The following is a 15,877-nucleotide window of genomic DNA, read 5'->3' as shown; positions in this document are numbered from 1 at the left end:
TTCAAGTGGCCACTAAATAATTAGGTTCTCGAGCGACAGTGCCGACGGACAGTTCCGCGGCGGCTGTCAGGGGAGTCACCGCTCGAATTGATATTTCTCGGCTCGTTTGACGTTCGGATGATCGATTTCGGGTTCCGCAAGTCAGAGATACGTGTTTTTTCGTCCGGTGGCCTCGAGTGACACCCAGTACAGTTCGTCGGTATCATTACACCGAACCGCGAAAGCGTCGATATCGCCGCCGTAATCGGTCAGCGTAACGGTTCCGCCGACGGTAGTTTTACTCGCAGTTTTGAACCGAACGACCTCGTCTTCGACCCACCCAGTCTTGTACTGTACGCGACGTAGCCCGCTTTCCGTATCCACGATGAGATCGTATCTGTCGTTATCCCCGAACGGGATCGAAACAGAGTAGTCGTACTCGATCAGCGCGGCGATGATCCGCGCCTCCGTTTCGTCGCCGGTCTGTTTCGTGTTCCGCGGTGCCATAACAGCGCTCTCGCTCGGCATCTTCATAACCGTCGGAGCGACTCGCTGTCGGACGATCGATTCCTCGCCTCGAGTTTCGATTACTCCACGAGCGACGGCTGCTGTACGCTTTGCGACCTCTCGATCACGTCACTTCCAACTACGCGCTGTTAGTATCGATCAGCAAGATGCCTTCTTGCAGGTGATTGATCCTCGAATACTCGCGAACGGCGAATCAGTTACTCGGAAATTAAGATTGGAAAAGCGTCTGGAGCGGGATTTGAACCACCTGACCTCGCTCACGTCGGTTCACTCGTTCCGGAGTTCGAATTCCTGGTTTCCGTCTTGCCGCTCATTATTGACGAGCATACGCTACCCGGTGCTCGTCGATTGTTGTTTTCGGAAGAAGACGCCCGGAGCGGGATTTGAACCCGCGTCACGACCGTGACAGGGTCGTATGATGGGCCACTACACCATCCGGGCTTCCAACGCAACTCTTCCTTTCCCGGTGACGGTATTAAGGGTTGTGTTCTGGATATTATTCAGTTGTCTTATCATTATCGGAGACCGTCTCTCGTCTGGCGCTCTTGGAAGTAGTCAACCGATAGAGATCGCGTTCCCCAGGGGTCACTTCGGGCTCTCTGCGGAAAAGGCACCTCTAGCGGAATGGGGGCCACCTGAACTTCGCTCACGTCGGTTCGCTTGTCCCGTAGTTCGAATCCCTGATTTCCGGCTTGCCGCTCATTATTGACGAGCACACGCTACGCAGTGCTCGTCGACTTGTTGTTCGCGGAAGAAGACGCCCGGAGCGGGATTTGAACCCGCGTCACGACCGTGACAGGGTCGTATGATGGGCCACTACACCATCCGGGCTTCCAACGCAACTCTTCCTTTCCCGAAGATAGTATTAAGGCTTTCCAATCGATCACCGTGTGGTACGGCGAATCGAATCATGGAGTCCCCCTCGAGCCCCCACTGTGATACACTCCCTCACGCTCCACAAGGAATTTAACTGATACCGGGGTACTGTCGCACGTGATCGGTGCCTCCGGTCAGGGCCGCTCCGGTCGGGTAGCTGCGCTACCCGCTCGAGTTAGTAACCGTTAAATGCGTCCCGGCGGTATTCTGCTGTAGTATCTCGTGACAGCCGCTTCTCTCCCAATAGCCGACACGCACACCAACCCCAACACATGGTAGACGTAAGCCAACACGAACTCGTTCCGGAGCACACCGTACTCGACGAGGACGCGCTCGACGAGGTCCTCGAGGAGTACGACATCGACCGCACAGACCTGCCGAAAATCAAGCGCAGCGATCCCGCCCTGCCGGACGAGGCGGAGATCGGCGACGTTATCAAGATCGTTCGGAACTCACGGACAGCCGACCAGGCAGTCGTATACCGACTCGTGGTGGAATAAATGTCAATAGAACTCAATCGCGAGAAACGGCGAGAGATCTCGCGCGAATACTTCGCGAAGGAACGGATCGCCGAACACCACTACCGGTCGTTCAACGCCTTCCTCAACCGCGGAATGCAGGAAGTCGTCGACGAGAAGGAGACGATCGACACGGACATCGGCGACAAGGAAGGGGAGGAACCCGTTCACGTCAAACTCGGCGACGTCCGCGTCGTGACGCCCCGCGTCAGGGAGGCAGACGGCTCGGAAGAGTTGCTCTATCCGCAGGAAGCCCGGCTACGTAACATTACCTACTCCGCGCCGGTCTTCATGGAGATGTCGATCGTCAAGGGCGAGGAGGGCGACCAGCGGGTCGTCGACTCCACCGAGACGAAGATCGGTCGGATGCCGATCATGGTCGGCTCCGACAAGTGTAACATCGCCGGCTTCTCCGACGAGGAGCTCGTCGAGATCGGCGAAGACCCCGCCGACCCGGGCGGCTACTTCATCGTCAACGGCTCCGAGCGGGTGCTGATGACCAGCGAGGACCTCGCGCCTAACAAGATCCTCGCCGAGTACGACACCAAGTACGGCGACGAGATCCAGGTCGCCAAGACCTTCTCCCAGCGCCGTGGCTACCGCGCGCTCGTTCTCTGCGAACGGAACCGCGAGGGGCTGCTCGAGGTTTCGTTCCCGTCGGTATCGGGCTCGATCAACTTCGTCACGCTCGTCCGCGCGCTGGGGCTGGAGAGCGACGAGGAGATCGTCCACAAGGTCTCGAACGACCCCGAGGTCGTCAAGTACATGCTCGAGAACCTCGAGGCCGCCGAGGTCCAGAGCGAAGAGGAGGCCATCGAGGAACTTGGGAAGCGCGTCGCCTCCGGGCAGGGGAAAAACTACCAGCTCAAGCGCGCGAATTACGTCATCGACCGCTACCTGCTGCCCCACCTCCACGAGGACGGCGTCGAGGAGGAGGACGTCCGGATCAATAAGGCCCACTACCTCTGCCGGATGGCCGAGGCCTGCTTCGAACTCGCGCTAGGTCGGCGCGACTCGGACGACAAGGACCACTACGCCAATAAGCGGCTGAAGGTCAGCGGCGATCTGATGAAGGACCTGTTCCGGACCGCGCTGAACAAGCTGGCCCGGGACGTGAAGTACCAGCTCGAGCGCGCCAACATGCGCAACCGGAACCTCTCGGTCTCGACTGTCGTCCGTTCGGACGTCCTGACCGAGCGCCTGGAGCACCCGATCGCGACGGGCAACTGGGTCGGCGGCCGCTCCGGCGTCTCGCAGCTTGTCGACCGGACCGACTTCATGGGCGTTCTGTCGCACCTGCGCCGCCTTCGCAGTCCGCTCTCGCGCTCGCAGCCGCATTTCGAAGCGCGGGACTTACACGCAACTCAGTGGGGTCGCATCGGACCCTCGGAGACGCCCGAGGGGCCGAACTGTGGGCTGGTGAAGAACTTCGCGCAGTCGATGGAGCTCTCCCAGAACGTCGAGGACGAACAGGAACTCAAACGTGAACTGGCATCGATGGGCGTCGAGGGGATTCCCGGCCTCGAGGGCATCGAACGATCGACCGCAGACGACTGATCAATTATGAGCAGCCAACAACGAGACGCGAAAGTGTACGTCAACGGGTCGCTGGTGGGGACCCATCCCGATCCGCACGAGCTAGCCGAACAGATCCGCGAAGCGCGACGCATCGGCGACGTTTCCGAGATGGTCAACGTCTCGGTGAAAGAGCGCACCCGCGAAGTGATCGTCAACGCCGACGCCGGCCGCGCGCGACGACCCCTGCTAGTCGTCGAGGACGGCGAACCGCGCATCTCCGACCAGGAGATCGAGGCGATACAGGACGGCGACCTCGAGTTCGACGATCTCGTCGAGCACGGCTACGTCGAGTTCATCGACGCTGAGGAGGAAGAGGACATCCTCGTGGCCGTCGACGAAGAGCACCTCACCGAGAAACACACCCACCTCGAGATCGATCCGTCGCTGATCTTCTCGATCGGTGCGGGGATGATCCCCTACCCCGAGCACAACGCCTCGCCGCGTATTACGATGGGTGCGGGGATGATCAAGCAGTCGCTGGGGCTGCCGAGCGCGAACTACCGGATCCGGCCGGACACGCGCCAGCACCTGCTGCACTACCCCCAGCTCTCGATGGTCAAGACCCAGACCACCGAACAGATCGGCTACGACGAGCGCCCCGCGGCGCAGAACTTCGTCGTCGCCGTGATGAGCTACGAAGGGTTCAACATCGAGGACGCGCTGGTCATGAACAAGGCCAGCGTCGAGCGCGCGCTCGCCCGATCGCACTTCTTCCGGACTTACGAGGGCGAGGAACGTCGCTACCCCGGCGGCCAGGAGGACCGCTTCGAGATCCCCTCCCAGGACGTCCGCGGCGCCCGCGGCGAGGACGCGTACAACCACCTGGACGAGGACGGTCTCGTGAACCCCGAGACGGAGGTCGACGAAAACTCCGTTCTCCTCGGGAAGACGAGCCCGCCGCGGTTCCTCGAGGAACCCGACGACATGGGCGGTCTCTCGCCCCAGAAGCGCCGCGAGACGTCGGTGACGATGCGCTCCGGTGAATCGGGCGTCGTCGACACCGTCACTCTCATGGAGGGCGAGGACGGCTCGAAGCTCTCGAAGGTCTCCGTGCGCGACGAACGGATCCCCGAACTCGGGGACAAGTTCGCCAGCCGGCACGGTCAGAAGGGTGTCGTGGGCCACCTCGCACCCCAGGAGGACATGCCCTTCACCGAGGAGGGCGTCGTGCCCGACCTCGTGTTGAACCCCCACGCGCTGCCGTCACGGATGACCGTCGGACACATCCTCGAGATGATCGGCGGCAAACTCGGCTCGATGGAGGGCCGGCGCGTCGACGGGACGCCGTTCCTCGGCGAGGACGAGGACGAACTCCGCGACGGCCTCGAGGACGCTGGCTTCGATTCGGCCGGCAAGGAGACCATGTACTCCGGGGTCACCGGCGAGAAGATCGAAGCCGAGATCTTCGTCGGCGTGATTTTCTACCAGAAGCTCTACCACATGGTCTCGAACAAGCTGCACGCCCGCTCGCGCGGGCCGGTGCAGGTGCTGACCCGCCAGCCGACGGAGGGGCGCGCCCGCGAGGGCGGTCTCCGTATCGGGGAGATGGAACGCGACGTGTTCATCGGCCACGGGGCCGCGATGACGCTGAAAGAACGACTGCTGGACGAGTCCGACCGTGAGTTCATCCACATCTGTGCGAACTGCGGAATGAGCGCGGTCGAAAACGTCGAACAACGGCGCGTCTACTGTCCGAACTGCGACGAGGAAACCGATATCCACGAGATCGAGATGAGCTACGCGTTCAAGCTCCTGCTAGACGAGATGAAAGCGCTGGGTATCGCACCGCGACTCGAACTGGAAGACGCCGTCTAAACAATGCAAAACAGTACACCCAAAGACATCGGACAACTCTCCTTCGGGCTCATGCAGCCCGAGGAGTATCGGGAGATGAGCGCGACGAAGATCATCACCGCCGACACCTACGACGATGACGGGTTCCCCATCGACATGGGGCTGATGGACCCCCGACTCGGCGTCATCGACCCGGGCCTCGAGTGCAAGACCTGCGGCAAACACTCGGGATCGTGTAATGGCCACTTCGGACACATCGAACTGGCCGCCCCGGTCATCCACGTCGGCTTCACGAAGCTCATCCGACGGCTCCTGCGAGGGACCTGTCGGGAGTGTTCGAAGCTCCTGCTCACCGAGGACGAGCGCGACGAGTTCCGCGAGGATATCACGGAGTCGCGCAAGCTCGGCCGCGACTTAAACGACGTGACTAAGGCCGCGATCCGGCAGGCCCGCAAGAAGGATCGCTGTCCGTTCTGCGGCGAGATCCAGTACGACATCGACCACGAGAAGCCGACCACCTACTACGAGGTCCAGCAGGTCCTGACCAGCGAGTACTCCCAGGAGATCGCGGCTGCGATGCAGGGAGAGGGCGAGGACGCAGAGCGGATGTCGCCCGACGAACTCGCCGAGCAGACCGACATCGACCTCACCCGGATCAACGAGATCCTCTCCGGCTCGTTCCGTCCCCGCGAGAGCCAGCGCAAGGCCATCGAGAAGGCCCTGGACATCGACCTCACCGAGGAGGACACGAACAAGCTGATGCCCTCGGACATCCGGGACTGGTTCGAGAACATCCCGGACGAGGACATCAAGGTACTCGGGATCGATCCCGCGAAGTCCCGACCGGAGTGGATGATCCTGACGGTGCTGCCCGTCCCGCCGGTCACCGCACGGCCGTCGATCACGCTCGACAACGGCCAACGTTCCGAGGACGACCTGACTCACAAGCTGGTCGACATCATTCGGATCAACCAGCGGTTCATGGAGAACCGCGAGGCCGGCGCGCCCCAGCTGATCATCGAGGACCTCTGGGAGCTGCTCCAGTACCACGTCACTACCTTCATGGACAACGAGATTTCGGGCACGCCGCCGGCCCGCCACCGCTCCGGCCGGCCACTCAAGACCCTCTCCCAGCGCCTGAAGGGGAAGGAAGGTCGCTTCCGCGGCTCGCTGTCCGGGAAGCGCGTGAACTTCTCCGCGCGTACCGTCATCTCACCGGACCCGACCCTTAGTCTGAACGAGGTCGGCGTTCCGGACCGGGTCGCCAAGGAGATGACCCAGACGATGAACGTCACCGAGCGGAACTTAGACGAGGCCCGTCGGTTCGTCTCGAACGGCCCCGAAGGCCACCCCGGCGCGAACTACGTCCGCAGGCCGGACGGCCGCCGACTGAAGGTGACCGAGAAGAACTGCGAGCAGCTCGCGGAGAAGGTCGAGGCCGGCTGGGAGGTCAACCGCCACCTCACCGACGGCGACATCGTCATCTTCAACCGCCAGCCGTCGCTCCACCGGATGTCGATCATGGCACACGAGGTCGTGGTCATGCCGTACAAGACCTTCCGGCTGAACACCGTCGTCTGTCCCCCGTACAACGCCGACTTCGACGGCGACGAGATGAACATGCACGCCCTCCAGAACGAGGAGGCCCGCGCCGAGGCTCGCGTGCTCATGCGCGTCCAGGAGCAGATCCTCTCGCCGCGATTCGGCGAGAACATCATCGGCGCCATTCAGGACCACATCTCCGGGATGTACCTGCTGACCGCCGACAACCCCCGGTTCAACGAGACGCAGGCACTTGACCTGCTGCGTGCAACCCGGATCGACGAACTGCCCGAACCAAGCGGCATCGACGACGAGGGCGAGCCGTTCTGGACCGGCTACGACGTCTTCTCCGAACTGCTGCCCGACGATCTGGACCTCGAGTTCACGGGCACCGTCGGCGAACCGGTCGTCATCGAGGACGGCCAGCTGATCGAGGGCACCATCGCCGAGGACGAGGTCGGCGAGTTCGGCGGCGAAATCGTCGACACGATCACGAAGGTCTACGGCAACACCCGCGCCCGGATCTTCATCAACGAGGTCTCGACGCTGGCGATGCGCGCGATCATGCACTTCGGGTTCTCGATCGGGATCGACGACGAAACGATCCCGGAGGAGGCCCAGTCCCGCATCGACGAGACCATCGAGGACGCCAACGACCGCGTCGAGGAGCTCATCGAGGCGTATGAGAACAACGAACTCGAGAGCCTCCCCGGCCGGACGATCGACGAGACCCTCGAGATGAAGATCATGCAGACGCTCTCGCGTGCGCGTGATAACGCGGGGAACATCGCAGACGAGCACTTCGACGACGAGAACCCCGCCGTCGTCATGGCCAACTCCGGTGCGCGTGGGTCGATGCTCAACCTGACCCAGATGGCCGGCGCCGTCGGCCAGCAGGCGGTTCGGGGCGAACGAATCAACCGCGGCTACGAGGATCGGACCCTTAGCCACTACGAGCAAAACGACCTCTCGGCGGAGGCCCACGGCTTCGTCGAGAACTCCTACACCAGCGGCCTGACCCCACGGGAGTTCTTCTTCCACGCGATGGGCGGCCGCGAGGGCCTGGTCGACACCGCAGTCCGAACCTCGAAGTCCGGCTACCTGCAGCGCCGGCTGATCAACGCCCTCCACGAGCTGGAAACCCAGTACGACGGCACCGTCCGGGACTCCAGCGACACCATCATCCAGTTCGAGTTCGGCGAGGACGGCACCAGTCCGGTGAAGGTGTCTTCGGGCGACGACAACGACATCGACGTCCCCCAGATCGCCGATCGCGTCCTCGACACCGAGTTCGAGTCCGAGGCGGCCAAAAACGAGTTCCTCAGCACGAGCTCCGAGCTGACGAACCTCTCGGAACACGCGGACAATCGCCTGGTCGAGGGCTCGGAGGTGACCTCCGATGACTAACGTCGACTACGACGTCACCGACGACATGATCGCGGTCGTCGAGGACACCGACCTCCCCCGCCGGCTCAAGGACAAGGTCTACGAGACTCTCGAGGACCGCGGCGACGCCACCGTCCAGGACGCCGACGAGCTCGCGAGGGCCGTCGAGTCCCGCTACCTCGACACCCGCGTCGATCCGCTCGACCCCGTCGGGACCGTATCGGCCCAGTCGATCGGGGAGCCCGGGACGCAGCTGACGATGAACACGTTCCACTACGCGGGGGTCGCGGAGATCGACGTGACCCAGGGGCTGCCGCGACTGATCGAGCTGGTCGACGCCCGGAAGACCCCGGACACACCGATGATGACCGTCTACCTCGAGGACGAGTACGCCGCCGAACGCGAGAAGGCCCACGAGGTCGTCTGGAACATCGAGGCCACCAAGATCCTCGCGCTGGGTGACGTCTCGACCAACGTCGCGGACATGCGCGTCCAGATCTCGCTCAACGAGGACACGCTCCGCGAGCGGATGATCACGCCCGAGGAAGTCGCCGAAATCATCGAGGACAACCTCGGCGTGAGCACGGTTCAGCAGGGGACCGAGATCCAGTTCGGCCCCGAGGAGCCGTCCTACCGGGATCTGCTCCAGCTGGTCGAAGAGCTGCGCGATATCACGTTCAAGGGGATCGAGGAGGTCTCCCGGGTCGTCATCCGTCGCGAGGAACTCGACGTGGGCGAGCAATTCGTCCTCTACACCGAGGGATCGGCCTTCGGAGACGTCCTGGAGATCGAGGGCGTCGACGCCTCTCGGACGACGTGTAACAACATCCACGAGATCCACCGCAACCTCGGCATCGAGGCGGCCCGCGAAGCGATCATCGAGGAGACGAACAACACGCTGGCCGAGCAGGGGCTCGACGACGTGAACGTCCGGCACCTCATGCTGGTCGCGGACATGATGACCAATCGTGGCGAGATCGAGTCGATCGGCCGCCACGGCATCTCGGGTTCGAAGGAATCCGTGCTCGCCCGCGCGGCCTTCGAGGTCACTGTCAACCACCTGCTCAACGCCGCGATCCACGGCGAAACCGACGAACTCGACGGCGTCACTGAGAACGTCATTGTCGGGAAACCGATCAAGCTCGGCACCGGCGACGTCGACCTCCGGATGGGGTCGACGAAATCCAGCGGCAGTCAGGCCGACTGATCGATGGGCGTCACCCTCGACGACGACGCCCGTCAGTACCTGGCCGCCTTCGAGGACGTCACCGACGTCAGCGGTCAGGACTGTCTGGTCACCGACGGGCCGACGGCCGACGCCGACGAACGACTGATCGTCGTCGTCTCGAGCGGCCGGATGAGCGAGGCGATCGGTCCCGGCGGGCGGACCGTCAGGCAGTACGAAGAGCGCGTCGGGAAATCCGTCAGACTCGTCGAAGACGCCGACGATCCGGAGGCGTTCGTCGCCAACGCGCTCTCGCCGGCGGCGGTGTACAACGTCACGATCAGCGAAAACGATGACACCGTCGCCTACGTCGAGGTCGCCGACGAGGACCGCGGCGTCGCCATCGGTTCGAACGGGCAGACGATCGAGGCCGCGCGGACGCTCGCACGGCGTCACTTTGGGATCGACGACGTACAGCTCATTTAACCTCTTTCGACGCCTCGTGGTTTCTCAATTCTCCACACGCGGCGCGCACCACACGAACTCAGTGGCGAGGGACTGTTTTAGCACCTCCCCATGAGAAGAGTGCGTCTATTCCCAATCGATCTCTGAGAGCGGCGAAGGAACGTTAGCAATAGAGAATGTCACATCCAAATAAATAAAAAGATCCCATCGGTAGGGAGGTTCGTATGACGGCTCCGAGCAACTCAGCCGCTAGGGGGAGAGATGTGGACGAACTCGAGATCGCGCCGGAAAACGGGTGGAACGCGCTATACCTCGACGGGGAGTGGGTTCCTGCCGGTGATCGGGAGCTAATCGACGTCGAAAATCCCGCGACTCGAACGACTGTGACGAGGGTACCCTCAGGGACCGAGGACGACGTCGATGAGGCGTACGCGATCGCAGAGGGGGCACAGGCGGAGTGGGCGGAGCGCCCGCCTCAAGAGCGAGCCGCGATCGTGTCCGAGGCCTGCGAACTGCTGGGTGAGTACGCCGACGACCTCGCGACGCTGTTCGCGGTCGAGTGCGGCGGCGTCCAGCTGAAGGCCGATTTCGAGATCCAACTCGCACAGGGCACGATGGACGTCGGTGCCGGACTAGCGATGCGCGACGGCGGCCGACGCAAGGATTCGGTTACGCCCGGCAAGGAGAACCTGCTCGTGCGCGAACCGGCCGGCGTCGTCGGCGTTATTACACCCTGGAACTTCCCGCTGTACCTCACTAGCCGAGTTGTCGCACCCGCAATCGCGCTGGGCAACAGCGTGGTGTTGAAGCCGGACGAGAACACCCCCGTGACGGGTGGACTCGTGCTCGCGAAGGCGTTCGAAGAGGCGGGCCTCCCGGACGGGATCCTGAATGTCGTCCCCGGATACGGCCACGAGATCGGAGACCACTTCTCGGGACATTCGGTTCCGTCGGTGATGTCGTTTACCGGCTCCTCGGAAGTCGGACGCGGCGTCGGCCAGCGTGCCGTCGGCTCGTACACGGAGCCCGCACTCGAACTGGGCGGAAACAACGCGCACATCGTGCTTGAAGACGCCGACCTCGAGCGTGCGATCGACGCCGGCGCGTTCGGGTCGTTCACCCACCAGGGACAGGAGTGTATCTCGATCAATCGACATCTAGTCCACGAATCCCTGTACGACGAGTACGTGGCAGGGCTGGCTGACTGCGCCGAACAACTCCCCATCGGTGATCCGCTCGAGGAAGAAACTCTCGTTGGACCGGTCATCAACGAGAGCCAGCGCGACAAGATCGTCGGGTTCGTCGAGGAATCGGTGGCGAGCGGCGCGACGGTCGAGACCGGTGGTAATCACGACGGCCTGTTCGTCGAGCCGACGGTGCTGTCGGACGTCACTGGCGATATGCCGATCGCCTGTAACGAACACTTCGGCCCGATCGCGCCAGTCATCCCCTTCGAGAGCGACGAGGAGGCGATCCAGATTGCCAACGACACCGAGTACGGTCTGTCGGGATCGGTTCACTCGACGGACGTGGCCCGGGCGCGCGACGTGGCCGACGCGATGGAGACGGGTATGGTCCATATCAACGACCAGCCGTTGAACGACGAACCGCACATCGCGTTCGGTGGCGTTGGCGCATCGGGACTCGGCCGATACAACGATGAGTGGATACTGGAAACCCTGACGACGTTGAAGTGGATTTCGATCCAGCGCGAGCCGCGCGAGTATCCGTACTGATTCGGGTAGTTCTCCGGTTCAAAACGCGTTTTGCCGGTCTGTGTCGCTAGTCACGATAGTCGCTTTCTACTCAGAGCCACTCGACGCGATACTCACAGTGCTGTCCGCCGTCTGACCGACACTGATCGCCGATTTCCTCGACTTCGACGGGATTGTTTGCGAACTTCTTCGCGACGCCCCTGATGAGTCCCTTATCGAATTCACACGGGTAGGGGTTCTCACAGGTCATCACGCCCGCGCTCTCCCCGTCCTGCTGGAACTCGTAGGAACCGATTTCGCTGCCGCGGTGGTTCTGGTGGTACGCCGTATCGATCGCCCGTAGCGCGTTATCGACCTCGGAAAGCTCCGGTGGGAATTCGACGTGTTGGGGAACGTTCTGTCCCATATTCCGCATTCTGACGTCACCGTACTCTTCGTTCATATCGTACAGCATGGCGAGTGGGATTTCGAGCGGATACCACTCGTCGGGCTCGATGTCCTCGAGTCCGTACTCGGCGAGTTTATTGGCGATCTGTTTCCCCACGAACGACGAGACCGACTCGCCTGCAGCGATGTACGAGAGGGGACTTCGACCGATCACTTCCGAGTCCTCGAGCGCCCCATCGAACCCCATTCGATCGTCCACTTTCGGAATTCCATCACTTGTTTGAACTTCCTCGTCAGAGGAACCAATGAGTCGCTTGAACCACGAAGCAGTAACGAACACTGTATTAATTGTAGTCATACCGTGTGCAGAATGACCCACCAGACTAATAACTACTAGGAATTCATGAATGTTCAACGGGCGTAATTCGTCTCCCTCGAACCGAAACGGTCGGCGAGCGATATCCGTCCGCCACCCGAGCTCGCTATAATTGTCCGTCGGTTCATTGCCCATTCGACACTCCATACGGACTCGATTCTGGGTCAAATCCGGCCACGCCGTTCGAACACTCGTTTGGAAGCGCTAGCGCGTTGTATCGGTACGGACGGCTCGAGAACTATTGCGCGGTGGTGAAACGCTCTCAGAGTCCTTCGTCGACCCCGATTGAGGGCTCTCGTGCCGTAACGCCGATTCGAAACGGGTCGCTTAAGTGCCTTCGTCGGATAGCGACGCCCATGGCAAACGGCAAATACGCCGCGCGCAAACTCAAGAAGGACCGCCAGAACCAGCGGTGGTCCGACTCTGACTACGCGCGCCGTGCACGAGGCCTCCGCGAGAAGTCCGACCCGCTCGAGGGTGCTCCGCAGGGCCGCGGTATCGTCCTCGAAAAAGTCGGTATCGAAGCGAAACAGCCCAACTCGGCGATCCGAAAGTGCGTCCGAGTGCAGCTGATCAAGAACGGGAAACAGGTCACCGCGTTCTGTCCCGGTGACGGCGCCATTTCGTTCATCGACGAACACGACGAAGTCACCATCGCCGGGATCGGCGGGGCGAAGGGTCGTGCGATGGGCGACCTCTCCGGCGTCAACTACAAGGTCGACAAGGTCAACGGTGTCGCACTGAAGGAACTCGTTCGCGGAAACGCGGAGAAACCGGTGCGATAACCATGGCGGCAGAAGACCAACCAGACCCCGACGCCCCCGCGGGCGGAGCCGACGTCGGTGCGAAGCTGTTTGGCACCTGGGAGATCGACGAGATCGCCTACGAGGACCCTTCGACCGAACGCTACATCACGGTGACGCCGGTCGCACACACCGCCGGTCGTCACGCCAGCAAGCAGTTCAAGAAGTCCCAAATCTCCATCGTCGAGCGGTTCATCAACCGTCTCATGCAGACCGAGGAGAACACGGGCAAGAAACAGAAGACGCTCAACCACGTCCGCGACGCGTTCGAACTCATCGACGAGCGCGCTGACGAGAACCCCATTCAGGTGCTCGTGACCGCCGTCGAGAACGCGGCCCCGCGCGAGGAGACCGTCCGCCTGAAGTACGGTGGTATCTCGGTCCCCAAAGCCGTCGACGTCGCACCCCAGCGTCGCGTCGACCAGGCCCTGAAGTTCCTCGCGGAAGGCGTCTACAACGACTCGTTCAAGACGTCCACGCCCGTCGAAGAGGCCATCGCCAACCAGCTCGTCGGCGCGGCTAACTACGACGTCCAGACCTACGCAGTCAGCCAGAAAGAAGAGAAAGAGCGCGTCGCAGCGGCTGCACGCTAAGCGATCGCCGACTCGTCTCTTTTCGATTCTCTCCGACCGTCCAGCAGCAGGGCTCGAGACGACCGTCTACAGTTCGCCGGTCTTGATCTGCGTGCTCCAGCGGAGTTCTCCCTCGAGGAACACGGGGAACTCTTCTGTGTTGAGGAACTCGATGAGATCCGCTCTCGAGACGTGCTGGAATGACATCTCTCCGGGAACGAGATAATACGAGTCCACACCCGAGAGGTACGGTGTATAGACGGAGCCGGGTTTCATTCTCGAGTTCTTATACACTATTACGGTCACTTCGTAGTTCGATCCGGCCCTCATTATCTCAACGGAGAGCGGTGGACTCGCCTCTAGTTGGGAGATCGCAAGTCCCTCCTCGCCGAGGAGATGATACTGCTTATCGTTGTCCGTCGTCTGCTGGAGTATTTTTAGTGCTGCATAGAGCGGTATCCCGCTGTTCAATAACTGTGCGATCGTATTCCCGGTACTAACTGCGGTCTGGTTTGTGATCTCGACGAGCGTCACGATCCCACCAATACTCCCCGCCTCGATGAGATGGAGTCCCTGTTCGTATGATCGACAGGCGTTAAGAAAGAACGTCTTCGTGCCGACGGATTCGAGATCCGCCGCATCAAGCGTTCCATCCGAACACCGGAAGCCATCCGAATCGATGTGGCCGATGTAGTGAAGGAAACCGCTCTCTTTGGCGAAGACTTTTCGTAGTTCCTGTTTCGAAAGGTCGTGGTGAACAGTAACGTCAAACGGGACGGCGGAATCCTGATACGTACTGTGGACGGTTACGAGTTCATCGTTCATACTCGGATCGTTACAGATGACTTCGATCCGGAGTGGCTCCTCTCGCGGCGCTCGCGTGATGCTATTTTGAGACGCCGATAGCGGTTTCGTGCTTACGATAGTACTACCATCGTGGTTTTTCCAGCATTGCTGAAGTACTGGACTAGAGGGAAGAGATTCCGCATCTATTTCAGGATCTGTGGTGCCTAAGTTGGTAATCTGGGATTCAGTTATCCGCGTTGGTTCTGTAGTCATTCGCCGTCGTTCCTGTGGAGGTTCTGTCGAATCACTCGTGGTATTTCTAACGTTAACACTTGCGAGGTCGTTCGCAATGAAGGGGAGAAACTCGATATGATCCTCCGTTGGCTCGAGACGAATCTCGGAATACCACGGTGGAACCTGTGGTTCTATCCGCTCGAAGGGCACCTCGAGATACGTTTCGAGCTGTTCGACCATCGATTGCTCGTATCCCTCTCCGATATCGAACTCGAGTAGTGGTTCGACTGCCTGTCGCTCGTACAGTGAACTTGGCGTTTCTCCTTCAGTCTGTACAATGCAGTCGAGGAAGAAAATCTGTCTGAGAACCCGCTCAACCGTCGTTTCGAAACCATCTCGACCATCGAGTGAGTAAGAGTATCCAGTTTCTGTTATCAGTCGCGGTGTCGACCCTGGAACAACTTCTGCTCCGAGATAATACGCTAAAGCCGTAATAGGAAAAATGTGATCGAGCGTCGGCGGGATTTCGATTTTGATCCCAGTCTGAGGCTGATTTAGGGTATCTGGAATAGATACCTCGTCAGCTAGTTCGATTGCCGGTGGATGGCCACGTAGTGTCGGATACGATCGCCCCGATGTCGTTGTCTTCAACGTTTCTCCGAACGTTGAGAGTACCCGCATTATATCGGCCGGATCATCAGTCGTTGTCACTGTCTCGCCTGGGCGGCGGTGAAAGGATCGTGCGCTAAGTGTTACTCGAGCGAGCTTTTCAAAAGCGATTTCTGCTCTCGCTTTTCCTACGCAAATCTGAACGGGATCACTGACGTGTGCATAAACCTTCAGCGGACCGGATAGATCGAGAATATATTCTTCTCCTGAAAAAGAGATGTTCTCTCCTGGACCGACTTCAGCACACAGTGTCCCATCGGGATTACGAACGTAGATATATGGATTCTCCGGAAGTGTCACTCTACTTGTTCTGATCTCTATCGTTGAGTCTACGGGAAACGGTATCCGACCTGCATTACCAACTGTCGGTGTAACCGGTGTCGTTGTCTCTAGTGGATAGCGTTTTCGCTCGATTGGATCAATAATCTCCAATCCTTTTTCAATTGCTTTGAATCTCGGTTTCATCGATTGTGAAGTTTGGTGAAAGACGCTCGGGAACACGCC

The 15,877-nt window shown here is 60.7% G+C and carries 11 protein-coding genes, 2 tRNA genes and 1 pseudogene; 9 read left to right on the top strand and 5 right to left on the bottom strand.

Going from position 1 to position 15,877, the window contains the following annotated elements:
* Positions 1-75: 75 nt before the first annotated feature.
* The 3 genes and pseudogenes from EH209_RS15235 to EH209_RS15225 all read right to left on the bottom strand — a co-directional run bounded on the left by EH209_RS15235 (position 76) and on the right by EH209_RS15225 (position 1,338).
* Positions 76-486, bottom strand: a pseudogene (locus EH209_RS15235) (group I intron-associated PD-(D/E)XK endonuclease).
* 389 nt (positions 487-875) lie between these two features.
* A tRNA-Asp gene (locus EH209_RS15230) sits at positions 876-948 on the bottom strand.
* 317 nt (positions 949-1,265) lie between these two features.
* Positions 1,266-1,338 (bottom strand) — tRNA-Asp (locus EH209_RS15225).
* A gap of 317 nt (positions 1,339-1,655) precedes the next feature.
* Between EH209_RS15225 and EH209_RS15220 the strand changes: the two genes are divergently transcribed.
* The 7 genes from EH209_RS15220 to EH209_RS15190 all read left to right on the top strand — a co-directional run bounded on the left by EH209_RS15220 (position 1,656) and on the right by EH209_RS15190 (position 11,567).
* Complete coding sequence (locus tag EH209_RS15220) at positions 1,656-1,883, top strand: DNA-directed RNA polymerase subunit H (RefSeq protein ID WP_126663734.1); 228 nt, start codon at positions 1,656-1,658, stop codon at positions 1,881-1,883.
* A complete protein-coding gene (locus EH209_RS15215) occupies positions 1,884-3,458 on the top strand; it encodes a DNA-directed RNA polymerase subunit B'' (RefSeq protein ID WP_204748896.1) in 1,575 nt (524 codons plus the stop codon).
* Between the two features lie 6 nt (positions 3,459-3,464).
* The gene (gene rpoB, locus EH209_RS15210; protein WP_126663733.1) at positions 3,465-5,294 is read left to right on the top strand and encodes a DNA-directed RNA polymerase subunit B; all 1,830 of its coding nucleotides are present in this window, start codon (positions 3,465-3,467) and stop codon (positions 5,292-5,294) included.
* A 3-nt stretch (positions 5,295-5,297) separates the two neighbouring features.
* Positions 5,298-8,222, top strand: coding sequence for a DNA-directed RNA polymerase subunit A' (locus EH209_RS15205; protein ID WP_126663732.1), 2,925 nt, complete (start codon positions 5,298-5,300; stop codon positions 8,220-8,222).
* Positions 8,215-9,408, top strand: a complete 1,194-nt coding sequence (gene rpoA2 / locus EH209_RS15200) for a DNA-directed RNA polymerase subunit A'' (RefSeq protein ID WP_126663731.1) — start codon at positions 8,215-8,217, stop codon at positions 9,406-9,408. Before EH209_RS15205 ends, rpoA2 begins: the two co-directional genes overlap by 8 nt.
* Positions 9,409-9,411: 3 nt before the next feature.
* Positions 9,412-9,852 (top strand): NusA-like transcription termination signal-binding factor, encoded by a 441-nt coding sequence (locus EH209_RS15195; protein WP_126663730.1) that lies wholly within the window; start codon positions 9,412-9,414, stop codon positions 9,850-9,852.
* Between the two features lie 203 nt (positions 9,853-10,055).
* Positions 10,056-11,567 (top strand): aldehyde dehydrogenase family protein, encoded by a 1,512-nt coding sequence (locus EH209_RS15190; protein WP_126663729.1) that lies wholly within the window; start codon positions 10,056-10,058, stop codon positions 11,565-11,567.
* Between the two features lie 70 nt (positions 11,568-11,637).
* On the opposite strand, the gene EH209_RS15185 is transcribed toward EH209_RS15190, so the two are convergent.
* A complete protein-coding gene (locus EH209_RS15185) occupies positions 11,638-12,291 on the bottom strand; it encodes a 4-vinyl reductase (RefSeq protein WP_126663728.1) in 654 nt (217 codons plus the stop codon).
* A gap of 374 nt (positions 12,292-12,665) precedes the next feature.
* Between EH209_RS15185 and EH209_RS15180 the strand changes: the two genes are divergently transcribed.
* Together EH209_RS15180 and EH209_RS15175 are read left to right on the top strand one after the other, a co-directional pair.
* On the top strand, positions 12,666-13,094 hold the full coding sequence (locus tag EH209_RS15180; protein ID WP_005580585.1) for a 30S ribosomal protein S12: 429 nt from the start codon (positions 12,666-12,668) through the stop codon (positions 13,092-13,094).
* Positions 13,095-13,096: 2 nt separating this feature from the next.
* Complete coding sequence (locus tag EH209_RS15175) at positions 13,097-13,705, top strand: 30S ribosomal protein S7 (protein ID WP_126663727.1); 609 nt, start codon at positions 13,097-13,099, stop codon at positions 13,703-13,705.
* A gap of 66 nt (positions 13,706-13,771) precedes the next feature.
* Here the strand turns inward: EH209_RS15175 and EH209_RS24665 are convergent, their stop codons facing one another.
* Positions 13,772-15,838: a hypothetical protein gene (locus EH209_RS24665; RefSeq protein WP_249038814.1), complete on the bottom strand. Its 2,067-nt coding sequence runs from the start codon at positions 15,836-15,838 to the stop codon at positions 13,772-13,774.
* Positions 15,839-15,877: the final 39 nt, after the last annotated feature.

Source organism: Haloterrigena salifodinae (genome assembly GCF_003977755.1).
In the GTDB taxonomy this organism is placed as follows: Archaea; Halobacteriota; Halobacteria; order Halobacteriales; family Natrialbaceae; genus Haloterrigena; species Haloterrigena salifodinae.
The sequence above is the reverse complement of the archived record's forward strand: the minus strand, read 5'-3'. Positions and strand labels throughout refer to the sequence as shown.